The organism is Methylocella sp. CPCC 101449, from assembly GCF_031921685.1.
Lineage (GTDB): Bacteria > Pseudomonadota > Alphaproteobacteria > Rhizobiales > Beijerinckiaceae > Terripilifer.
Map to the genome: position 1 here is coordinate 627,351 of NZ_JAPDHU010000002.1, position 16,727 is coordinate 644,077.

General features: G+C 61.7%; 16 protein-coding genes. 7 read left to right on the forward strand and 9 right to left on the reverse strand.

The features are described from left to right. Nucleotides 1–26 precede the first annotated feature (26 nt). The 4 genes from OIM99_RS13645 to OIM99_RS13660 form a co-directional block, all read right to left on the reverse strand. The gene (locus tag OIM99_RS13645) at nucleotides 27–962 is read right to left on the reverse strand and encodes a 2-hydroxyacid dehydrogenase (protein ID WP_311850965.1); all 936 of its coding nucleotides are present in this window, start codon (nucleotides 960–962) and stop codon (nucleotides 27–29) included. Continuing rightward, the gene (eno, locus tag OIM99_RS13650; RefSeq protein ID WP_311850966.1) at nucleotides 959–2,248 is read right to left on the reverse strand and encodes a phosphopyruvate hydratase; all 1,290 of its coding nucleotides are present in this window, start codon (nucleotides 2,246–2,248) and stop codon (nucleotides 959–961) included. The genes OIM99_RS13645 and eno overlap by 4 nt, the downstream gene beginning before the upstream one ends. Further along, a complete protein-coding gene (locus OIM99_RS13655) occupies nucleotides 2,245–3,246 on the reverse strand; it encodes a phosphotransferase (RefSeq protein ID WP_311850967.1) in 1,002 nt (333 codons plus the stop codon). Before OIM99_RS13655 ends, eno begins: the two co-directional genes overlap by 4 nt. 96 nt (nucleotides 3,247–3,342) lie before the next feature. Beyond that, nucleotides 3,343–3,663: an SMR family transporter gene (locus OIM99_RS13660; RefSeq protein WP_311850968.1), complete on the reverse strand. Its 321-nt coding sequence runs from the start codon at nucleotides 3,661–3,663 to the stop codon at nucleotides 3,343–3,345. A gap of 305 nt (nucleotides 3,664–3,968) precedes the next feature. Between OIM99_RS13660 and OIM99_RS13665 the strand changes: the two genes are divergently transcribed. After that, nucleotides 3,969–4,280: a hypothetical protein gene (locus OIM99_RS13665; RefSeq protein WP_311850969.1), complete on the forward strand. Its 312-nt coding sequence runs from the start codon at nucleotides 3,969–3,971 to the stop codon at nucleotides 4,278–4,280. 183 nt (nucleotides 4,281–4,463) lie between these two features. Further along, nucleotides 4,464–4,706 (forward strand): hypothetical protein, encoded by a 243-nt coding sequence (locus tag OIM99_RS13670; protein WP_311850970.1) that lies wholly within the window; start codon nucleotides 4,464–4,466, stop codon nucleotides 4,704–4,706. A 141-nt stretch (nucleotides 4,707–4,847) separates the two neighbouring features. On the opposite strand, the gene OIM99_RS13675 is transcribed toward OIM99_RS13670, so the two are convergent. Further along, nucleotides 4,848–5,453: a winged helix DNA-binding protein gene (locus tag OIM99_RS13675; protein ID WP_311850971.1), complete on the reverse strand. Its 606-nt coding sequence runs from the start codon at nucleotides 5,451–5,453 to the stop codon at nucleotides 4,848–4,850. Between the two features lie 126 nt (nucleotides 5,454–5,579). Between OIM99_RS13675 and OIM99_RS13680 the strand changes: the two genes are divergently transcribed. The 3 genes from OIM99_RS13680 to zwf all read left to right on the forward strand — a co-directional run bounded on the left by OIM99_RS13680 (nucleotide 5,580) and on the right by zwf (nucleotide 9,263). After that, the gene (locus tag OIM99_RS13680) at nucleotides 5,580–6,698 is read left to right on the forward strand and encodes an LLM class flavin-dependent oxidoreductase (RefSeq protein ID WP_311850972.1); all 1,119 of its coding nucleotides are present in this window, start codon (nucleotides 5,580–5,582) and stop codon (nucleotides 6,696–6,698) included. A 79-nt stretch (nucleotides 6,699–6,777) separates the two neighbouring features. Next, nucleotides 6,778–7,686 (forward strand): MBL fold metallo-hydrolase, encoded by a 909-nt coding sequence (locus OIM99_RS13685; protein WP_311850973.1) that lies wholly within the window; start codon nucleotides 6,778–6,780, stop codon nucleotides 7,684–7,686. A gap of 101 nt (nucleotides 7,687–7,787) precedes the next feature. Next, the gene (gene zwf, locus OIM99_RS13690; protein ID WP_311850974.1) at nucleotides 7,788–9,263 is read left to right on the forward strand and encodes a glucose-6-phosphate dehydrogenase; all 1,476 of its coding nucleotides are present in this window, start codon (nucleotides 7,788–7,790) and stop codon (nucleotides 9,261–9,263) included. A gap of 24 nt (nucleotides 9,264–9,287) precedes the next feature. On the opposite strand, the gene cytX is transcribed toward zwf, so the two are convergent. Further along, complete coding sequence (gene cytX / locus OIM99_RS13695) at nucleotides 9,288–10,586, reverse strand: putative hydroxymethylpyrimidine transporter CytX (RefSeq protein ID WP_311850975.1); 1,299 nt, start codon at nucleotides 10,584–10,586, stop codon at nucleotides 9,288–9,290. A gap of 199 nt (nucleotides 10,587–10,785) precedes the next feature. Here cytX and OIM99_RS13700 point away from each other — a divergent pair, with 199 nt between their 5' ends. Beyond that, nucleotides 10,786–12,693 carry a KUP/HAK/KT family potassium transporter gene (locus OIM99_RS13700; RefSeq protein WP_311850976.1) on the forward strand — a complete coding sequence of 636 codons (1,908 nt, stop codon included), beginning with the start codon at nucleotides 10,786–10,788 and terminating at the stop codon, nucleotides 12,691–12,693. On the opposite strand, the gene OIM99_RS13705 is transcribed toward OIM99_RS13700, so the two are convergent. Next, on the reverse strand, nucleotides 12,690–13,472 hold the full coding sequence (locus tag OIM99_RS13705; protein ID WP_311850977.1) for an alpha/beta hydrolase: 783 nt from the start codon (nucleotides 13,470–13,472) through the stop codon (nucleotides 12,690–12,692). The genes OIM99_RS13700 and OIM99_RS13705 overlap by 4 nt on opposite strands. Next, the gene (locus tag OIM99_RS13710; protein WP_311850978.1) at nucleotides 13,469–14,740 is read right to left on the reverse strand and encodes an LLM class flavin-dependent oxidoreductase; all 1,272 of its coding nucleotides are present in this window, start codon (nucleotides 14,738–14,740) and stop codon (nucleotides 13,469–13,471) included. The genes OIM99_RS13705 and OIM99_RS13710 overlap by 4 nt, the downstream gene beginning before the upstream one ends. A 391-nt stretch (nucleotides 14,741–15,131) precedes the next feature. Here OIM99_RS13710 and OIM99_RS13715 point away from each other — a divergent pair, with 391 nt between their 5' ends. Further along, nucleotides 15,132–15,665 carry a hypothetical protein gene (locus OIM99_RS13715; protein ID WP_311850979.1) on the forward strand — a complete coding sequence of 178 codons (534 nt, stop codon included), beginning with the start codon at nucleotides 15,132–15,134 and terminating at the stop codon, nucleotides 15,663–15,665. 44 nt (nucleotides 15,666–15,709) lie between these two features. On the opposite strand, the gene OIM99_RS13720 is transcribed toward OIM99_RS13715, so the two are convergent. Further along, complete coding sequence (locus OIM99_RS13720) at nucleotides 15,710–16,621, reverse strand: LysR family transcriptional regulator (protein ID WP_311850980.1); 912 nt, start codon at nucleotides 16,619–16,621, stop codon at nucleotides 15,710–15,712. Nucleotides 16,622–16,727 lie beyond the last annotated feature (106 nt).

The window sequence follows — 16,727 nt, forward strand, 5'->3', positions numbered from 1 at the left end:
AAGAAAACGCGTCAAAATAAAAGTCTCTAAACGACCCGATGCAACAACGGTTCGCCGGCTCCGAGCCGGCGACAGTTTTCGACGATGACATCGAAACTGCGAGCCAAGGTCTGCGGCGTCAGCCAGGCGATATGCGGCGTGAGGATGACATTCGGGCAGGCGCGCAGCGCTGCCAAGGCCGGCCGTGGCTCATTATGAAAGACATCGAGACCAGCGCCGGCGATCCGCTTCTGCTGGAGCGCGTCGACCAAAGCCGCTTCATCCACCAATTCACCACGCGCCGTGTTGACGAGGATAGTGTCCGGCCGCATGGCGGCAAAAGCCTCACGACCGATGAGCTTGTCAGTCTGCGGCGTGAACGGCACGTGTAGCGAAATGACGTTGCTGGTGACGAGCAGTCTGTCCAGCGCGATGGCCTCGACATGCCCGTCGCCTTGCATCGAGCGTGACCACACCTGTACTTTGGCGCCCAATGCTGAGAGCACCGGTGCGAGACGCTGGCCGACGGCGCCATAACCGATCAGACCGACGGTGCTGCCGGAGATTTCACCGATGCCTTCCTTCGCAGCGGTCGACGACACCCAGTCTTGCACGCGCAGCGCCCGATCGAGATCGCCAACCTTGCGCAGCACCGCCAGCATCAGGCCGAGCGCATGTTCGGCCACCGCCTGCGTATTGGTGCCGGGCATATTGGCGACCGCGATGCCGGCTTCGCGCGCCGCGTTGAGGTCGATCGTATTGACGCCGATGCCGATCTTCTGGATCAGCCGCAGACGCGGTGCGCGCGAAATGATCTCCTTCGTCACGGGCACGAGGCTGTGCAGCAGCACTTCGGCATCGGCGATCTCGTCGTAAAACCTGTCCCAGTCGCTTTCGCCGACCGGTACAATTTCCGGAAATACTGCCTTGGCGAAAATCGCTTCCGAGGCGGGGCCGAGATTGAGATGCAGCAGCGCTTTCATGCGGACCATTTCACCATGTTCGGCAGAGCACCCCAACCGGCGAAGGGCGCGCGCGATTCTTCCTCGATGCGCAGGCTTTCGTTCCATTTGGCCATACGTTCGGAGCGCGTGAAAGAACCGACCTTCAACTGGCCGGCATCCCATCCAGCCGAGAGATGCGAAATCGTCACGTCTTCCGTTTCGCCGGAGCGCGCCGAGACGAGGGTGGCGAAGCCGGCGGCGCGCGCGGTGGTCAGCGCCGCCAGGGTTTCGGTGATCGTGCCGGCCTGGTTCGGCTTGATCAGCACAGCATTGACCGTTTTATCGGCGATGGCGTTGGTGACGCGCGCCGCATTGGTGACGAGATAATCGTCGCCGACGATCTGGCAGCGCGTCGCATAGGCCTGCGCGAAAGCGATGAAGCCATCACGATCGTCCTCGGCCACCGGATCTTCGACAGAGGCAATCGGATAGGTTTCGATCCAGCCGCCAACGAGACGGATCATGCCGTCGGTATCGAGTTTGCGGCCTTCGAGGCCGAGATGATAGGCGCCATCGCGGCGGAAATTACTGGCGGCGATGTCGAGCGACAGCACGATGTTCCTGCCGGGCGTGAAGCCCGCATGTTCGATCGCCTTGATCAGGGTCTCGATGGTTTCTTCATTGGTCTTGAACTCGGGCCAGAAGCCGCCTTCATCGGCGACGCCATGCAGCCGTCCGGAACTTTTGAGGATCGCGCCGGCCGCGCGATAGACCTCCGCCGTCCAGTCGAGCGCTTCGGCGAAGCTGCCAGCGGCCGGACACATGATCATGAAATCCTGAATGTCGACCCGCCCATCCGCATGGGCGCCGCCGCCGAAGATCTGGATTTCGGGCAGGGGCATACGGATCGCATGGTCTTTCGCCAGATATTTCCATAGCGGCAGGCCGCTGGCCTGAGCACTGGCCTGCAGGACGGCCATCGATGTCGCCACCAGCGCATTGCCGCCGAGACGCGACTTCTGCGGCGTGCCATCGAGCTTGCTCATGAGGCCATCGATGGCGGCCTGCTGGCTGGCATCCTGGCCGATGAGGGCAGGGGCGATTTCATCGCGCGCGGCGGCGACCGCTTTCGTCACGTCATAGCCGCCAAATCTTTTGCCGCCGTCGCGCAGATCGACGGCCTCGCCACTGCCGACCGAAGCCCCGGCCGGTGCGATCGCGCGTCCCTTGGCGCCACCATCGAGGCGCACTTCCACTTCGACGGTCGGCCGTCCACGCGAATCCCACACCCGGCGTGGATGAACGGCGATGATAGCAGTGGTCATGCAACAAACTCCGAGGCGAATTCCGTTTTGATGGTTGTGAGCGTGCGCGCCGCGTTCCGCAACAGGTTGCGCGAAACACGGCGCACGCGCGCCTTATCGGTTTCATCCGTGATGTATTCGACGGGCGACTTGCCGTCGATACGTGCCAGCATCAGTCCTGGCAGAATGCGGGCAATGCGATGGGCACTGTCGGTTGCCGGCTCAAACGTGATCGTGTCGAGATAGGCCTCGGTCAAAGCATCGGCGCAGACGATGAACCGCCGGGCGGCTTCCGGCACCCAGACGCATTTGAGATAGAGGTGGTTGAGGCAGAAGGCGATGTCGAAGGCCGGTTCGCCATACCAGGCGCATTCGGCATCCAGCAGGATCGGGCACTGCGGACCGACGAGAATATTCTTGGGGCTGAGATCGCCGTGTACCAGAGCGCGCTTCGTCGCCAGGATGTCGCGACCGATGGCCTGCAAGGTATCAGCGAGATCGGCGTGCCGCGAGGCGGTGGCATAGAGATAGGGATCGACGCGCAGCGACAGAAAAGCATCGTCGGTGGCGAAGCGCCGCGCGATCACGTCGGAAAAAGCGGTGGCATTGTGCATGCGAGCGGCGATGGCGCCGATCGATCGTGCGACGGTGGGATCGGCGCGTCCTTCCCGCAGCTCGCGTTTCCACAGCGGATAGAGATCCGGCGGATAATAGCTCATAGCGAACATGTTGAGCTTGTCGTCGCAGGCCAGAACCTTCGGAACCGCCTCTGGCACGATATGGCGTGCTTCGTTCAACCAATCGACTTCCGATCGATTGCGCGAGAGCGGCGCCTTCCACTCCTGAGCGACGCGCAATTGCGGCACCGCGCGTTTGACGACGAAGTCGCGATCGCGGCTGGTGACGTGCCAGATGTCGGCGGAGACACCGCCTGACAAGGATTGCAGGACGATATCTTCCGCGCCCAAGCCGGCGCGTTGCAGAAAAGACAAGACATCGTCATGCGCGCTGTCAGCCATCGACTGGCAAGCCTCCCCGGTTCTTGCACCTATGGCTAACCAGAGCCAAGCCGCAGGGCAAGAGCCGGGCAAGACAGGAGGCGGAGAGGTGAAGCGTTACGCTTCTGTCGACAGCTTCATCAACACCAGACCGCTGATGATCAGGGCGGCTGCGAGGATACGCGTGACACTGGCCTGTTCGCCGAGCACGAGAATGCCGACGACGAAAGCGCCGATGGCACCAATGCCGGTCCAGATCGTATAGGCGGTGCCAAGCGGCAGACTGCGCATTGCAATGGCGAGCAGCACGAAACTGCCCAAGGCGGTGACGAGCGTGATGATGCTGGGCGTGAGCTTCGTGAAGCCTTCGGACTGTTTCATAGTGAACGCCCAAATGACTTCGAGAACGCCGGCAGCCAACAAGATAATCCAGGCCATGAGGCCCTCCTTTTCAAAAGGGCCGGGCCGTCCCGGACATCAACCCATGTCATGAAAACAAATGACGAAATGGGGGAGGACGTTGCCTCGCCACAGGGGAGATAAGCAGACGAGGCATTCGGGTCAAGTTTCCGGGGAAAACCTTTGTTCAGTTTTCATTCAGCCACGATGCACCAGCATAGCCAGTATCGGTCGCCGATCCTCTTGTTGATTCAAGGATTTGGAACGGCGTGAACACGGCGCGATTCACTGGGTGCGATGGCATCTGGCCGGTTAGCGTCCGCCTCGAGAAGGAATGAAAGACGATGCGCAACTTCCTGAGACTTTCCGTCATTGCAGCGGCGACGATTATCGCCCTGCCGGTGGCTCAAGCCTTGGCCGCTCCGGCGGTTCCCGCCGATCCAGTGCCGGTGAAACTGGTGCAGACCAGTAGCGCTGATCTCCCCGCTGAAGGCGCCACTGCGGTGCAGTATTATCATCACCGTCATCGCGGTCATTGGCAGCGCCCCCGCTACCATCACAACTTCTATCATCATCAGTATCGGCCGCGTGGCTGGGGCCATCACCACCATCGTGGTCATGGATACGGGCACAGGCACCATCGTCACCATTGGTAATGGTTGAATGGCGGGCTTCAAGCCCGCCATTTTCTGTGGCGTGTTTGATTTAGCTGTTGTTCCGCCACAATCCTGCGCATTCTACCTACAGGCTGCCGAGCTACCGCTATGCGTCAGGGAGCCGGTTTGTGAAAACGGCGCGATCACTTGGCCAAACAGCGCCCTGCCTCAAGGAGGAAATTGATGAACAAGCGCGACTTCCTGAGACTCACCGTCACCGCCGCGGCGGCTCTTGCCGTATTGCCGGCGGCCCAGGCGCTGGCGGCGCCGGCTCTTCCGGCCGATCCGCTTCCGGCAAAGCCGCTTGATAACAATGCGGCCGATCTCCCGGCCGAGGGCGCAACAGAGGTTCAACATCGTCATCGCCGCCGCCATTATCATCGCCGGCGCCGGTACCATCGGCATCACCGCCGGCATTGGCGCTGATCACGGTCAAATTTGATGGAACGGCGGGCTTCGGCCCGCCGTTTTCATTTGGAACATCGCGATCGTGCCCTTAGCCGTTGTTTAGTCGCAAGAAATGCGCATGATTGGACGGTCGCGGCACACCGTTCATCGGGCCGAAGTCTAGTCCCGTTTTGCTTTCGCCGTCGTCTTCTGTCGATAGGTGCGATGGGTCGCCGCCGTGCGCGCCGACTCTTCGTATATGCCCGTCATCAAATCGAAGGTCTGTGCCGCCGCGCGGAGCCTCTTGCCGAGATCCGGCACGCGCGACACCGCTTCGATCAAGAGATCGGCGCGTACGTTGGCGTAGTCGTCGGTGATCTTTCGGCCAAGTGAGGTCACCTCATAGGTGACGCCGGAACGTCCGCTGCCATTGCGCACCACCAGCCCCGCTTTGATGAGTTTGCGCAGGCTGTATTGAATGTTCGGAATGTCGTCTCGATTGGAGAGATGACAGAGATCGCGCACGCTCTTGGGTCGGTCGTTCATGCGGATCATGTGGAGCAGGGCGTTCTCTGGCCCGCTGCCGGAAAACTCAGAGACGGCCGCCAGGCATTCGGCCTGCCAATGGCCAAAGCCCTCGAAGCAGCGGATCAGGGCGTATTCCATTTCCGCCACATCCATTTCCGGGCGCGTGCGAGCGAGGTGCCAGGAACGGTCGAGGGATGAACGATCCAAGGATGAACGGTCAAGCGACCGCGCGCGGCGATCTTCCGGTGTGCGACTCATTGCATGTCTCCTGGCCCCTCAAGATACAGCAGTCGCCTCGCTTGCCTAGAAATAGAATTTATAATAGACTTTCTATTCTAAAATATCGAATGAGCAGCATGGATCCTTTTCTTGGAGGGGAATGCGATGGCGTCTCAGAACCGGATGTTCGATCAAAAACAGTTTTTGCTCGGCACCTTCGCCTCGAACTGTTCCGGTGGCATGACCGTCACCAAAGTGCCGGAACGCTGGCAAAATTCCTGGGACAACAATCTCAAACTTGCCAAGCTGCTCGATGCGGCCGGCATCGATTTCATGCTGCCCATCGCGCGCTGGATCGGTTATGGCGGCGAAACCAATTTCCACGGCAACGTGCTGGAAACGATCACCTGGGCCGCAGCGCTGCTGGCGCACACGCGCGACATCACCGTTTTCGCGACCACTCATACGACTGCCAATCATCCTGTCGTCGTCGCCAAGCAATTGGCCACCATCGATCAGATCAGCAATGGCCGCATCGGCTTGAACGTGGTCGCCGGTTGGAACAAGCCGGAATATGAGGCGCTTGGCCTCAAACTGCCTGACGATCATGAGACGCGTTATGGCTATGCGCAGGAATGGTTCGACATCGTCCAGGCGCTGTGGAGCCGTACCGAAGCTTTCGATTGGAACGGCAAGTTCTTTCAATTGAAGAATGTGTTGGGTGATCCACGGCCAGGCACCACCGTGCCGATCATCAATGCCGCAGGGTCCGACCAGGGCCGGGCCTTCGCAGTACGCAATGCCAATTTCCTGTTCACGCCGGCGATCGACCTGTCGCGTTCAAAGGACGAGATCGTTGCATTGAAGCAGCAAGGACGCGACGCCGGCCGCGATGTCGACGTTCTGACCTTCAGCCATGTGGTGTGCCGGCCGACCGAGAAGGAGGCCAATGCCTATCTCGAACATTTCGGTAAGACCAATGCCGATTGGGCGGCCGTCGACAATCTGGTCAATCTGCAATTCGCCCATGCGCAATCCTTCCCGCATGATCTCCTGGCCTTGATCCGCGACCGGATGGCGGCGGGCCATGGCGGTTTCCCGCTCACCGGCACGCCGGAGCAGGTGGCCGATGGCCTGACCGCGCTGCATGAAGCGGGCTTCCGCGGCACCACCTTGTCCTTCGTCGATTATGTCGAGGAATTCCCATACTTCCGCGATAACGTTCTGCCGTTGTTGGAACAGCGCGGTGTGCGCGTCGCGCCGCAAGCCGTCGCGGCCGAGTGACGGCTTATAAATCTATAAATTGCCCGTCGTGGCCTGATCTTGCTAACCAATGGGCTCGAGTCTTTGAAGGAGCGAGCCCATGACGACAGATCACGGCGCCGGCGTTTCGCCGGTCTGGCAATTCGGTGAGACCTCGCTGACGCGTCTCATCGAATCCGAAGTGCCGCTGCTGTCGCCCTTCGAGCTTCTGCCCGATTGCACCCAGGCTCATCTCGACGAAAATCTCGACTGGCTGGCGCCGCATTTTTACGATCCCAATGTGCAACTGTTGGCGATCACCATTCAAAGCTTTCTGATCCGCAGCGGCGGCAAGATCATTCTGCTCGATTCCTGCAGCGGCAATCACAAGCATCGCGCACGGCCGTTCTTCAACCAGCGCGAATGGGCGTGGCTCGATACGTTGCGCGCCGCCGGCGTGCAGCCGGAAGACGTCGATATCGTCATGTGCTCGCATCTGCATGTCGATCACGTCGGCTGGAACACCAGGCTTGAAAACGGCAAGTGGGTGCCGACCTTCCCGAATGCGCGCTATCTCGTCTCGCAACGCGAATGGGATTATTGGCGCTCGGAGGCGGGGCGGGCGAGCCTGCCGCGCACCGGTGATTTCGTTACCGACAGCGTGCTGCCGATCGTCGAGATCGGCCAGGCGGAGCTGATCGACGATCGGGTGGGATTCTCGGAGGAGATATCAATCGAGCCGTTGCATGGCCACACGCCTGGCCATTTCGGCGTTCACCTGTGTGGTGGCCGGCGCGAGGCGATCCTGTCGGGCGACATGATGCACACGCCGCTGCAATTGCGCTATCCGCATTGGAGTACGCGCTTCTGCGTCGATCAGGCGGTGGCGCGCGAGACGCGGCTGCGTTTCCTGGCCGATCATGCCGATAGCGACCGCGTGATCTTTCCAGCCCATTTCCCGACACCGACGGGCGGCTATATTCGCCGCGCGGGCGATCATTATCGCTTCGAATTCGCCGAAACGGCTTGAGACGCGCCACTTGCGCACAAGACGCGGTCAAATGTCCAAATTGAAACGTTTTTCCATGTTGGAACGTTTCAGTTGGGGGGCGCAGCAAGATTGGATTGTTGATGCCGCAACAGATGACTTCGCCGATCAGCGATGGCCTCGTGTATTTCGGTGCAGGTGGCGATCTGGCCTTGAGGATGCTCTTTCCCTCGCTCGCTTATCTGGAATCGAGCCGACTGCTTCCAAGCGATCTGCCGGTGATCGGTGTGTCGCGAACGGTCATGGATGACGACGCCTTTCGCCGGCTGGTACGCGAGGCATTGGAGAGCAGGGCGCCCGAAGCGGTGGCCAGCGGGGCCGCCGATCAGCTCTTGGCGCGCACCCACTATCTGCCCGTGGACGCGACCAAGCCGGAGGATATACGCCGCCTCGGCCAGAAGATGACCGAGCTCGGCATCCAGCGTCCGCTGTACTATCTGTCGGTGTCACCGAGTCTTTACTGCGCCATTTGCCAGGGCCTGCTGGCCGCAGGGCTGACGGGCGATCATGCGCGGGTGGCGATGGAAAAGCCGATCGGCAAGGACCTCGTGAGTTCGCGTATCATCAATGATACGGTCGCTGCCTCTTTCAATGAAGATCGCGTGTTCCGGATCGATCATTATCTCGGCAAGGAGACGGTGCAGAACCTGATCGCCTTGCGGTTCGCTAACACTCTGTTCGAACCCTTGTGGAACAATCTCACCATCGACCACGTGCAGATCACCGTCGCCGAAACGCAGGGCGTTGGCGAGCGCTGGTCCTATTACGACGAATACGGTGCCATGGGCGACATGGTGCAGAACCACATGATGCAGCTTCTCTGTCTGGTCGCCATGGAGCCGCCGTCCGATCTGCGGCCGGATTCGGTGCGCAACGAGAAAGTCAAAGTGCTGCGCTCTTTGCGGCGTATCACCCGCGCCGACGTGCAAGGCTCCGTCGTGCGCGGTCAATACGGTCCGGGTGTCGCCGCAGGCAAAGCGGTGCCGGGCTATGCTGAGGAGAAAGGCAGCGCCAGCGACACTGAAACCTTTGTCGCCATCCAGGCTCATATCGACAACTGGCGCTGGGCTGGCGTGCCGTTCTTCCTGCGCACAGGCAAGCGCTTGCCCGACCGCGACACGGAGGTTTTCATTCAGTTCAAGCCGGTGCCGCACTCCATCTTTTCGGATGAAAGTCGCCAGGACATGGCACCCAACAATCTGTTGATCCGCCTGCAACCGGAGGAAGACATCGTTCTGCGCGTCATGAACCAGGCGCCGGGGTTGTCATTGGAGGAAATGCGGCTGGAGAGCCTGCCTCTGAGCCTCAGCCTGAAGAACGCGCATGCGTCACGCCGGCGGATCGCTTACGAGCGGCTGCTGCTCGACGCCCTGCATGGCAACTCGACGCTGTTCGTGCGCCGCGATGAGATCGAGGAGGCCTGGGAATGGGTTGATGGCGTCAACGACGCCTGGCGTCGCCTGGGCGTGGCGCCGAAACCCTATCCCGCCGGCTCATGGGGACCGGCGGGCGCCTTCGCTCTGATCGAACGCACCGGGCGGGCCTGGCACGACGATTGAGCGTCGGCCCCGCGCCATTTCTATTCAGCCGTTTCTCGGCCGGATCGCCATCAGCAGCAGATAGACCCCGCCGCCGACGATGAAAGCGGGCAGAGTGGCACCGATGGCCGCCTGATAATTGGCCAGGAGCTGGTAGACGGCGATGCCGGCGGCCCAGGAGATCAGGCCGCGCATGTGCCATCCCGCCGAAAACCAATAGCTGCCGCCCGGGCCGGCGATGGACCCGGCATCGATCTGCCGTCCGCGCACCAGGAAATGGTCGGCGAACAGGACGCCGAACAGCGGCGCGAAGACCGAGCCGATGATGAGCAGGAAATGCTCGTAGCGCGCCAATGGCACCACCAAAGCGATGAGCGTGCAAAGCACGCCATAGCCGACGGCGAGCGGCGCGACGCCCAGGCCCGTCAATGTGCTGGTCGAGACCGCGCCGGAGAAAATGTCGGCGAAGGCATTGTCGGTCTCGTCGATCAGGATCAGCAGGAGGGCGATGCCGCCGCCGGTTGCCGCCAGCGCGGTGATCAACATCGCCTCGCCACCGCCCGAAGCCAGGGCATAAGCCGCGCCAAGGCCAAAAAACCAAACGTTCGCCAACAGATAGCCGAAGAAACTACCACGGAACATCGAACCTGGCGTGCGGCCGAACCGGCTATAGTCGGCGATCAAAGGCAGCCAGGAGAGCGGCATGGCCATGACGAGATCGATACCGCCGGCAAACGTCATCTCGCCGGTGCCGGCCTTGGCGAAGAGCGCCGCCAGATCGTAATTGGCCATCAGCCGCCAGGTCAGCCAGGCAGCGCCGGCGAGCAGCAGCGCCAGCCCCCAGTCGCGCAGGAAGCGGCGCACGAAGGAGAGCGGCCCGAGCAAGGCCAGCGCCGTCGCCGCCGCGCCGAACACCAGGGTCCAGACAAGAGCGTTGGAAAAGCCGAAGGTCTGCCGCGTCAGCGCATCGGCGGCATCGCGCATGGCGATGATCTCGAAGGCGCCCCAGCCAGCGAGCTGGATCGCATTGAGCACGGCGGCGATCGAGGCGCCACGCACGCCGAGCGTTGGGCGCAGATTGGCCATGGCCGAGAGGCCCGTGTCGGCGCCGATGACGCTGGCGGTGGCGAGCAGCAGCACGCCCAGCAGGGAGCCGATGAGAATGGCCGCGAAAGCCGCGCCGAGGCTCAGGCCCGGCACCAGCAGCGCGCCCGCCTGCAACACCAGAAGGCCGATGCCCAGGCTGAACCACAGCGCGAAGGCATCGCGCGCCGTAAAGGCACGGCGGGCGGCCGGCGCCGGAATCAGCGGGGCATAGGTGTCGTTGGCTTCGAAAGCGGACATGAGCGGTTCCCTGACGATTCCCGGAAAAGGCTTTTGTCACGCCGTGTCAGGCTGTCGGAGAACTGTCAATGCTTGGGGCTAAAACTTAGGACGCCTCCTGTTCCAAACTGCCCTTGGCAACCGGCGGCGGGGCGGGGCAGACTGGCCCGGTCGCGCCCATCGGAGTCGATACGGTGCGGGACTTTAGAGGGAGACGGTTATGACCGCCACGCCAGCAGCCGATTCCCTCCCATCTCAGACCTTGCCGCTGGCGGCGACACTCGGTGCCCTGGGGGTCGTCTATGGCGATATCGGCACCAGCCCCCTCTATGCCTTCAAGGAAGCGGCGCGGGCGGCGAGCCATGGCGGTCCCATCGTCCCCGACGCCGTTCTCGGTGTCGTCTCGCTGATCCTCTGGGCGCTGATTCTGATCGTCTCCCTGAAATATGCGATCCTGATCCTGCGGGCCGACAATCGCGGCGAGGGTGGCATCGTCGCGATGCTCGCCTTGCTCTCGGCGCGCAACGCCCAGCGCGGTACGTGGCGGGCGCATCTCCTCGTCGTCGGCCTGATCGGCGCGGCATTGCTGTACGGCGATGGCGCGATTACCCCGGCGATCTCGGTGCTCAGCGCCGTCGAGGGCTTGAAGGTAGATGCGCCGGCGCTGGCGCCCCTGGTCGTTCCGATCACCATCGTCGTTCTGGTGGCGCTTTTCCTGGTGCAGAGGAAAGGCACGGGCTTCATCGGCGGCATATTCGGGCCGGTGATGCTGGGCTGGTTTATCGTCATCGGTCTGCTCGGCATACACGGCATCGTCCAGGCGCCGGGCGTATTGGTCGCGCTCAGCCCGTTCTATGCGATCGATTTTCTGATCCATCAGAACTTTCACATCAGTTTTGCCATTCTGGGCGCCGCCTTCCTGGCGGTGACGGGCGGCGAGGCGATGTATGCGGACATGGGCCATTTCGGCCGCGTGCCGATCCGGCTTGCCTGGTTTTTCCTGGCCTTGCCGGCGCTGGTGCTCAATTACTTCGGGCAGGCGGCCGTTCTGATCACCGATGCCAGCGCGATCAGCAATCCCTTCTATTCCTTGGCGCCGGATTGGTTTCACTATCCGTTGGTGGCATTGGCGACCGTTGCCACCGTCATCGCCTCGCAGGCGATCATCTCGGGCGTCTTCTCGCTGACGCAGCAGGCGATCCAACTGGGTTTCCTGCCGCGCATGCAGATTAACCACACGGCGCGCCACGCTATCGGCCAGATCTATATTCCGCTGGTGAACTGGCTTTTGGCGGCAGCAACCCTGGGTGCGGTGATCGGCTTCGGGTCTTCCGACGCACTGGCCGGTGCCTACGGCATCGCCGTCTCGCTCCTGATGATGATCACCACGCTTCTTGCCGCTCTGGTCGCCATCCAATGGGGCTATCCGATTGCGCTCGTGATCGCCGTGAACGGCTTCTTTCTCCTCGTCGATGCGATCTTCTTCGCCGCCAACGTCGTCAAACTGTTCGAGGGCGGCTGGTTTCCCCTGTTGCTGGCGGTCGTGGTCGCCTTCCTCATGCTGACCTGGCGCAGCGGCGTCAAACTGGTCGAGAAGGCGCGCACCCGATTGCGTCAGCCGGAGGAAGACCTTATCGAAACCGCTGTCGACAAATGCACAATGCGGGTGGCAGGCACGGCGGTTTTCCTCGCCTCAGCGCCCAAGGGCGTGCCGCTGGCGCTGACGCAGTTCGTCAAACACAACCATTGTCTGCACGAGCGGGTCGTGATCGTCACCGTGGTGATTGCTGAAGTGCCGCGTGTGTCCGTGACCGAACGGGCCGAGGTGATCGAACTGGCGCCGGGCATCTCCCGCGTCATCCTGCATTATGGCTTCATGCAGCGCCCGACGATCTACAAAGGGTTGATGCTGGCCTGCAAGCAAGGCTGGCTCAAGAACGTCGATCTCGACGATCTTACTTATTATGTCGGCCGCGAGACCATCATCCCGCGTGAAGACGTGCCGGGCATGTGGGTGTGGCGCGAGAACGTCTTCGCCTTTCTGCAACGCAATGCCGAGCGCACGGCCGCTTTCTTCGACGTGCCGGCGAAGCAGGTGGTGGAATTCGGCACGGAACTTGAGATTTAGGACGAGAGAAAACTATCGATCGTCCGCGCCGCCGCTTTCGGTTCGTCGAACTCCAAGGTGTGCCCCGCCTTGCGAACGATCTTCACCTTGGTGCCGGCGCCGATGCCTTCGGCGAAACGTCTGGCATAGGAGAGGGGGATCACGTGGTCGTTGTGGCCCCACAAAATCAGGGTCGGAGCCATGATGCGCATCAGCCGCTTCGACAGACGCGTGTCGCCGAGCGGCCAGATGAGCGAAGCGGCGGCAATATGGGCGCGCAGGGTCTGCACCTCCCATTCGCCAGCATCGCCCTCCTTCGGCACCGAGAGATAGCCGGCATAATCGGTGGGTTTTTCCGACAGCAGCACCGTGGTCTGGCCCGGCCGTTGCGCGAATACGTCGGCGATTGGCGTCTCGCTGTCAAAGAGGCCGAACGGCGCGATGAGGACGAGCTTGCGCACCGACTTCGGCCAGAGTGCCGCGACTTCCGCAGCCAGCGCGCCGCCGACAGAAGCGCCGATGAGATCGGCCCCGTCAAGCCCGGCCGCGACCAGGGCATCGCGCGCCGCCAGCACCCAATCGAGCTGCGTGTCGAGCGGCTCCGACGAAGGACCGCCAGGATAGCCGGGCAGGGACGGCACGATGACACGGCGTGTCTCGGCGAGCTTGTCGAGGAACGGGCTCCATTTCGGCAGGCCGTTGAGGCCGGCGAGATAACCGAGCTTCTTGCCGCGTCCTTTTTCCCAAACTCGCGTCGGTCCGGCGGGAGTCTCGACGATACGCTCCTTGATACTGTTCATTGCGCCGCCACCCCTGCGGTTGCGAAAGTCGACTTCGCGTGAGCGGCGCCCTTGGGGAGATGTTTCGGCATCCCCGTCGGCCACCAGTGATCTTCCCATTCCTTCTCGTAAAGATGTTTGATCTGTGGCAGCACCTTGGTGGCGAAAAGGTCGGTATTATACTTTGTTAAATCGCGGCTCATGTTGCCGAAATGCAAAAGCAGCAGCAGATGGCCGACATGCATCTCCTTGCACACGTTGAGCAGCTTCTCCGCCACTTCGTCGGGACTGCCGATAATCACGTGGCCTTCCTCGAAAAATTTCGCGCCGCCGCCAGAACGTGTCGCCTTGCGTGATTCTTCGGCCGCGCGCAGCACCTGCGATGTGATGCGGGCGCGCACCGTCGCTTCGCTCGTATAGCCGGGCGGATTGGCATAAGCAGGATCGGTGTGCAGGCAACGATTGTAAAAATAGTTCGCCGGCTCATGATAAAGCTTCTCGGCTTCGGCGCGCGTTTCGGCGACGCCGACGAATTGCAGAAAGGCCGCCTGAAACGGATTGGGCTCCTTGCCCAGCCGCTTCATCTCGCCCCAGAAGCCTTTCACATGGGTCATGCTGGCCTGATGGCCGAAGTAGGACAGATTGGCGTAGACGAAACTGCGCTCGGCGCACATCTGCCAGGTTTCGACCGAGCCGCCACCTGGGATCCAGATAGGTGGTTGTTTTTGCACCGGGCGCGGCCAGCAGTTAACGTAACGCTGCTGCGTGTAGCGGCCATTGAAAGCGAAGGGCTTGTCGGCCGCCCAGGCTTTCAGAACGAGATCGATGCCTTCATAATAGCGGTCGCGCAGCTTCGCTGGATTCTGGCCATAGGCGTAGCAGGTGTCCATCGGTGTCCCGACGGGGAAGCCGGCGATAAGCCGGCCGCCGGAAATGCAATCGAGCATCGCCATCTCCTCGGCGACGCGGGTCGGCGGATTGTAGAGCGCCACCGAATTGCCGAGCACGCAGAGCGCCGCATCGCGCGTGTTGCGTGCCAGGGTGGCGGCGATGAGGTTCGGCGATGGCATCATGCCATAGGCATTGGAGTGATGCTCGTTGACGCAGATGCCGTGGAAGCCGGCCTTCGCCGCATATTCCAGCTGGTCCATATATTCGTGATAGTGCTGATGGCCGCGCAGCGGATCGAACAGACCGGGGTCTATGTCGACCCAGACCGAATTGTGCTTGTCTTTGAAATCGGCCGGCAGGTCCTGATACGGCATCAGGTGAAACCACAACACCTTCATCGCGTCCTCCCGCTTGTGGCTCTTGCTGCTTATGGCTCTTGGCCATTTGGCTCCGATGATGACGCAGCACTGTCACTCTGGCAATTAAGTATTTGAGCGCATGGCATAAGTCTGCGAAGGGCATGTCGCTCCAGTGGGCAGCGGCGTGGGCCGATACGACTGGCGTCGGTGCCGAAGCCCGTCTTGCCGTGTGACTTGCCATGCGATTCGCTTTGCACACAGGGGCGATGGCAAGGCCTCTTTCTCGCCAAAATTTTCCCGATGCGCGTGAACTTATTGATGTGTCGCGCGTTCTTGTCCGCGTGAAGCGGCAATCCAGGCCTGAACGGTGACGGCTTCATGACGACATTGATCGCTGGTGGGGCGACATTTCCAAACAAAGGAATTTGAGATGGTCGGTTGGATTCTTGGCAAGTTGAAATGGCTTTTGATCGTTGCGGCGATCGGTGGTCCGGTGTCGGCCTATATCGGCTGGACGGACGTGGATCGCGTCAATCAAGTGGTGGCCAAGGGCGTGGAGACTGAAGCGCTGATCACCGGCGCGACGCGCAAGAAGGGCCGCAAGAGCGGCACCAGTTACTATGTCGACATCACCTGGAAAGACAGTAAGGGTGAAGTGCAGCGGGCCAGCGACATCCATATGTCGGGTGCCATGGCGCGCAAGCTGATCCGCGACGATAAGATCGTCGTCGATTCGGTGCGCATCAAGCATCTGGCTGAGTTGTCGGGCAAGGACGGCGTCGTGCTCGTCGACGATGCCAATGAAGAACTCGATCTCGATCGCTTCATGATGTATGGCGGCGCCATCGCCGGTCTGATCGGCATCATTGGTTGCGCATTGATGTTTGGTGTGTTCGGTCGCCGTAAAAGCCGCACGAGCCGCTACGCAGATGTTGCTAATGGCAGCGGGCAGGGCGCGGCCTGAAGATATCCTGTTGAATGTTGAAGGCGGCGAGGCTCTCGCCGCCTTTATTGCATCCGCTCTTGCGCCATCCGAACGAAAGCTTGGGCCGGGCGTGACAGCGTCTGCTGGTCCCGCATGGCAAGCAGAAGATGACGTTGCGTATTCATGCCGCTGATGCGATGCGCCTGCAGGCCCATGGCGGAGAGATGCGGTGCGGCCCCGGCGCGCGGCAGGATAGCGACGCCGATGCCCGCTGCCACCATGCGGCACATGGCGTCGAAACTGCGTACCTGAATGCGTAGACGCAGTTCGGCACCGATGGCATCGGCGGCCGCCGAGATCTGCCGCATGAGGGAAGTGGCACGGCCAAGGCCGACGATGTCGCGATCGAGAATGGCCCGCAGAGGCACGGCGGACTTTCCGCCAAAACCTCGCCCTTTCGGCGCCACGACCATCAGTTCATCTTGATCGCAGACGAAGGTCTGCAAGCCGTCGCAGGGCGTATTGGCGCCGATGACGGCGAGCTCGGCGGCGCCGCGCGCTACGGCCCGCGCGGCATCCTCGCTCAACGCATCCTCGAGATCGATCATCACGTCGGGATGAACAGCCGTATAGTTAGCCAAAAGCTCCGGCAGAAAACCGGCGAAGGCGGACGTGTTGGCCCATAACCGCAGATGGCCTTTGGCACCGCGCCGGAAATCGTCCATCGCCACCGCAAGCTGTTCGACATCGGCGACGAGCGTGATGGCGTGGCGCAGCAAGGTCTGGCCGGCGTCGGTGGCGGTGACCCCGGTCTTGCTGCGGGCAAGCAGCGGCGTGCCGATCCGCGCTTCGAGCTCCAGCATGCGCTTGCTCGCCGCCGCCAGGCTGATGCTGAACCGTTCGGCGCCGAGCGTCAGGCTGCCTTCGCTGATCACGGCGACGAACAGGCGCAGCGAGGTGAGATCGAAACGGTTGAGGCCGGCGGGTCCACTCATCCCACCATCCTCAACCGGATGTTGAGGATAAGTCAACGACATCGCCAGTGATCGGCGGGCCGGGCTGCGTTAGCCAGGGGGGAACGCGTTGCGCCCAGGAGCCTGC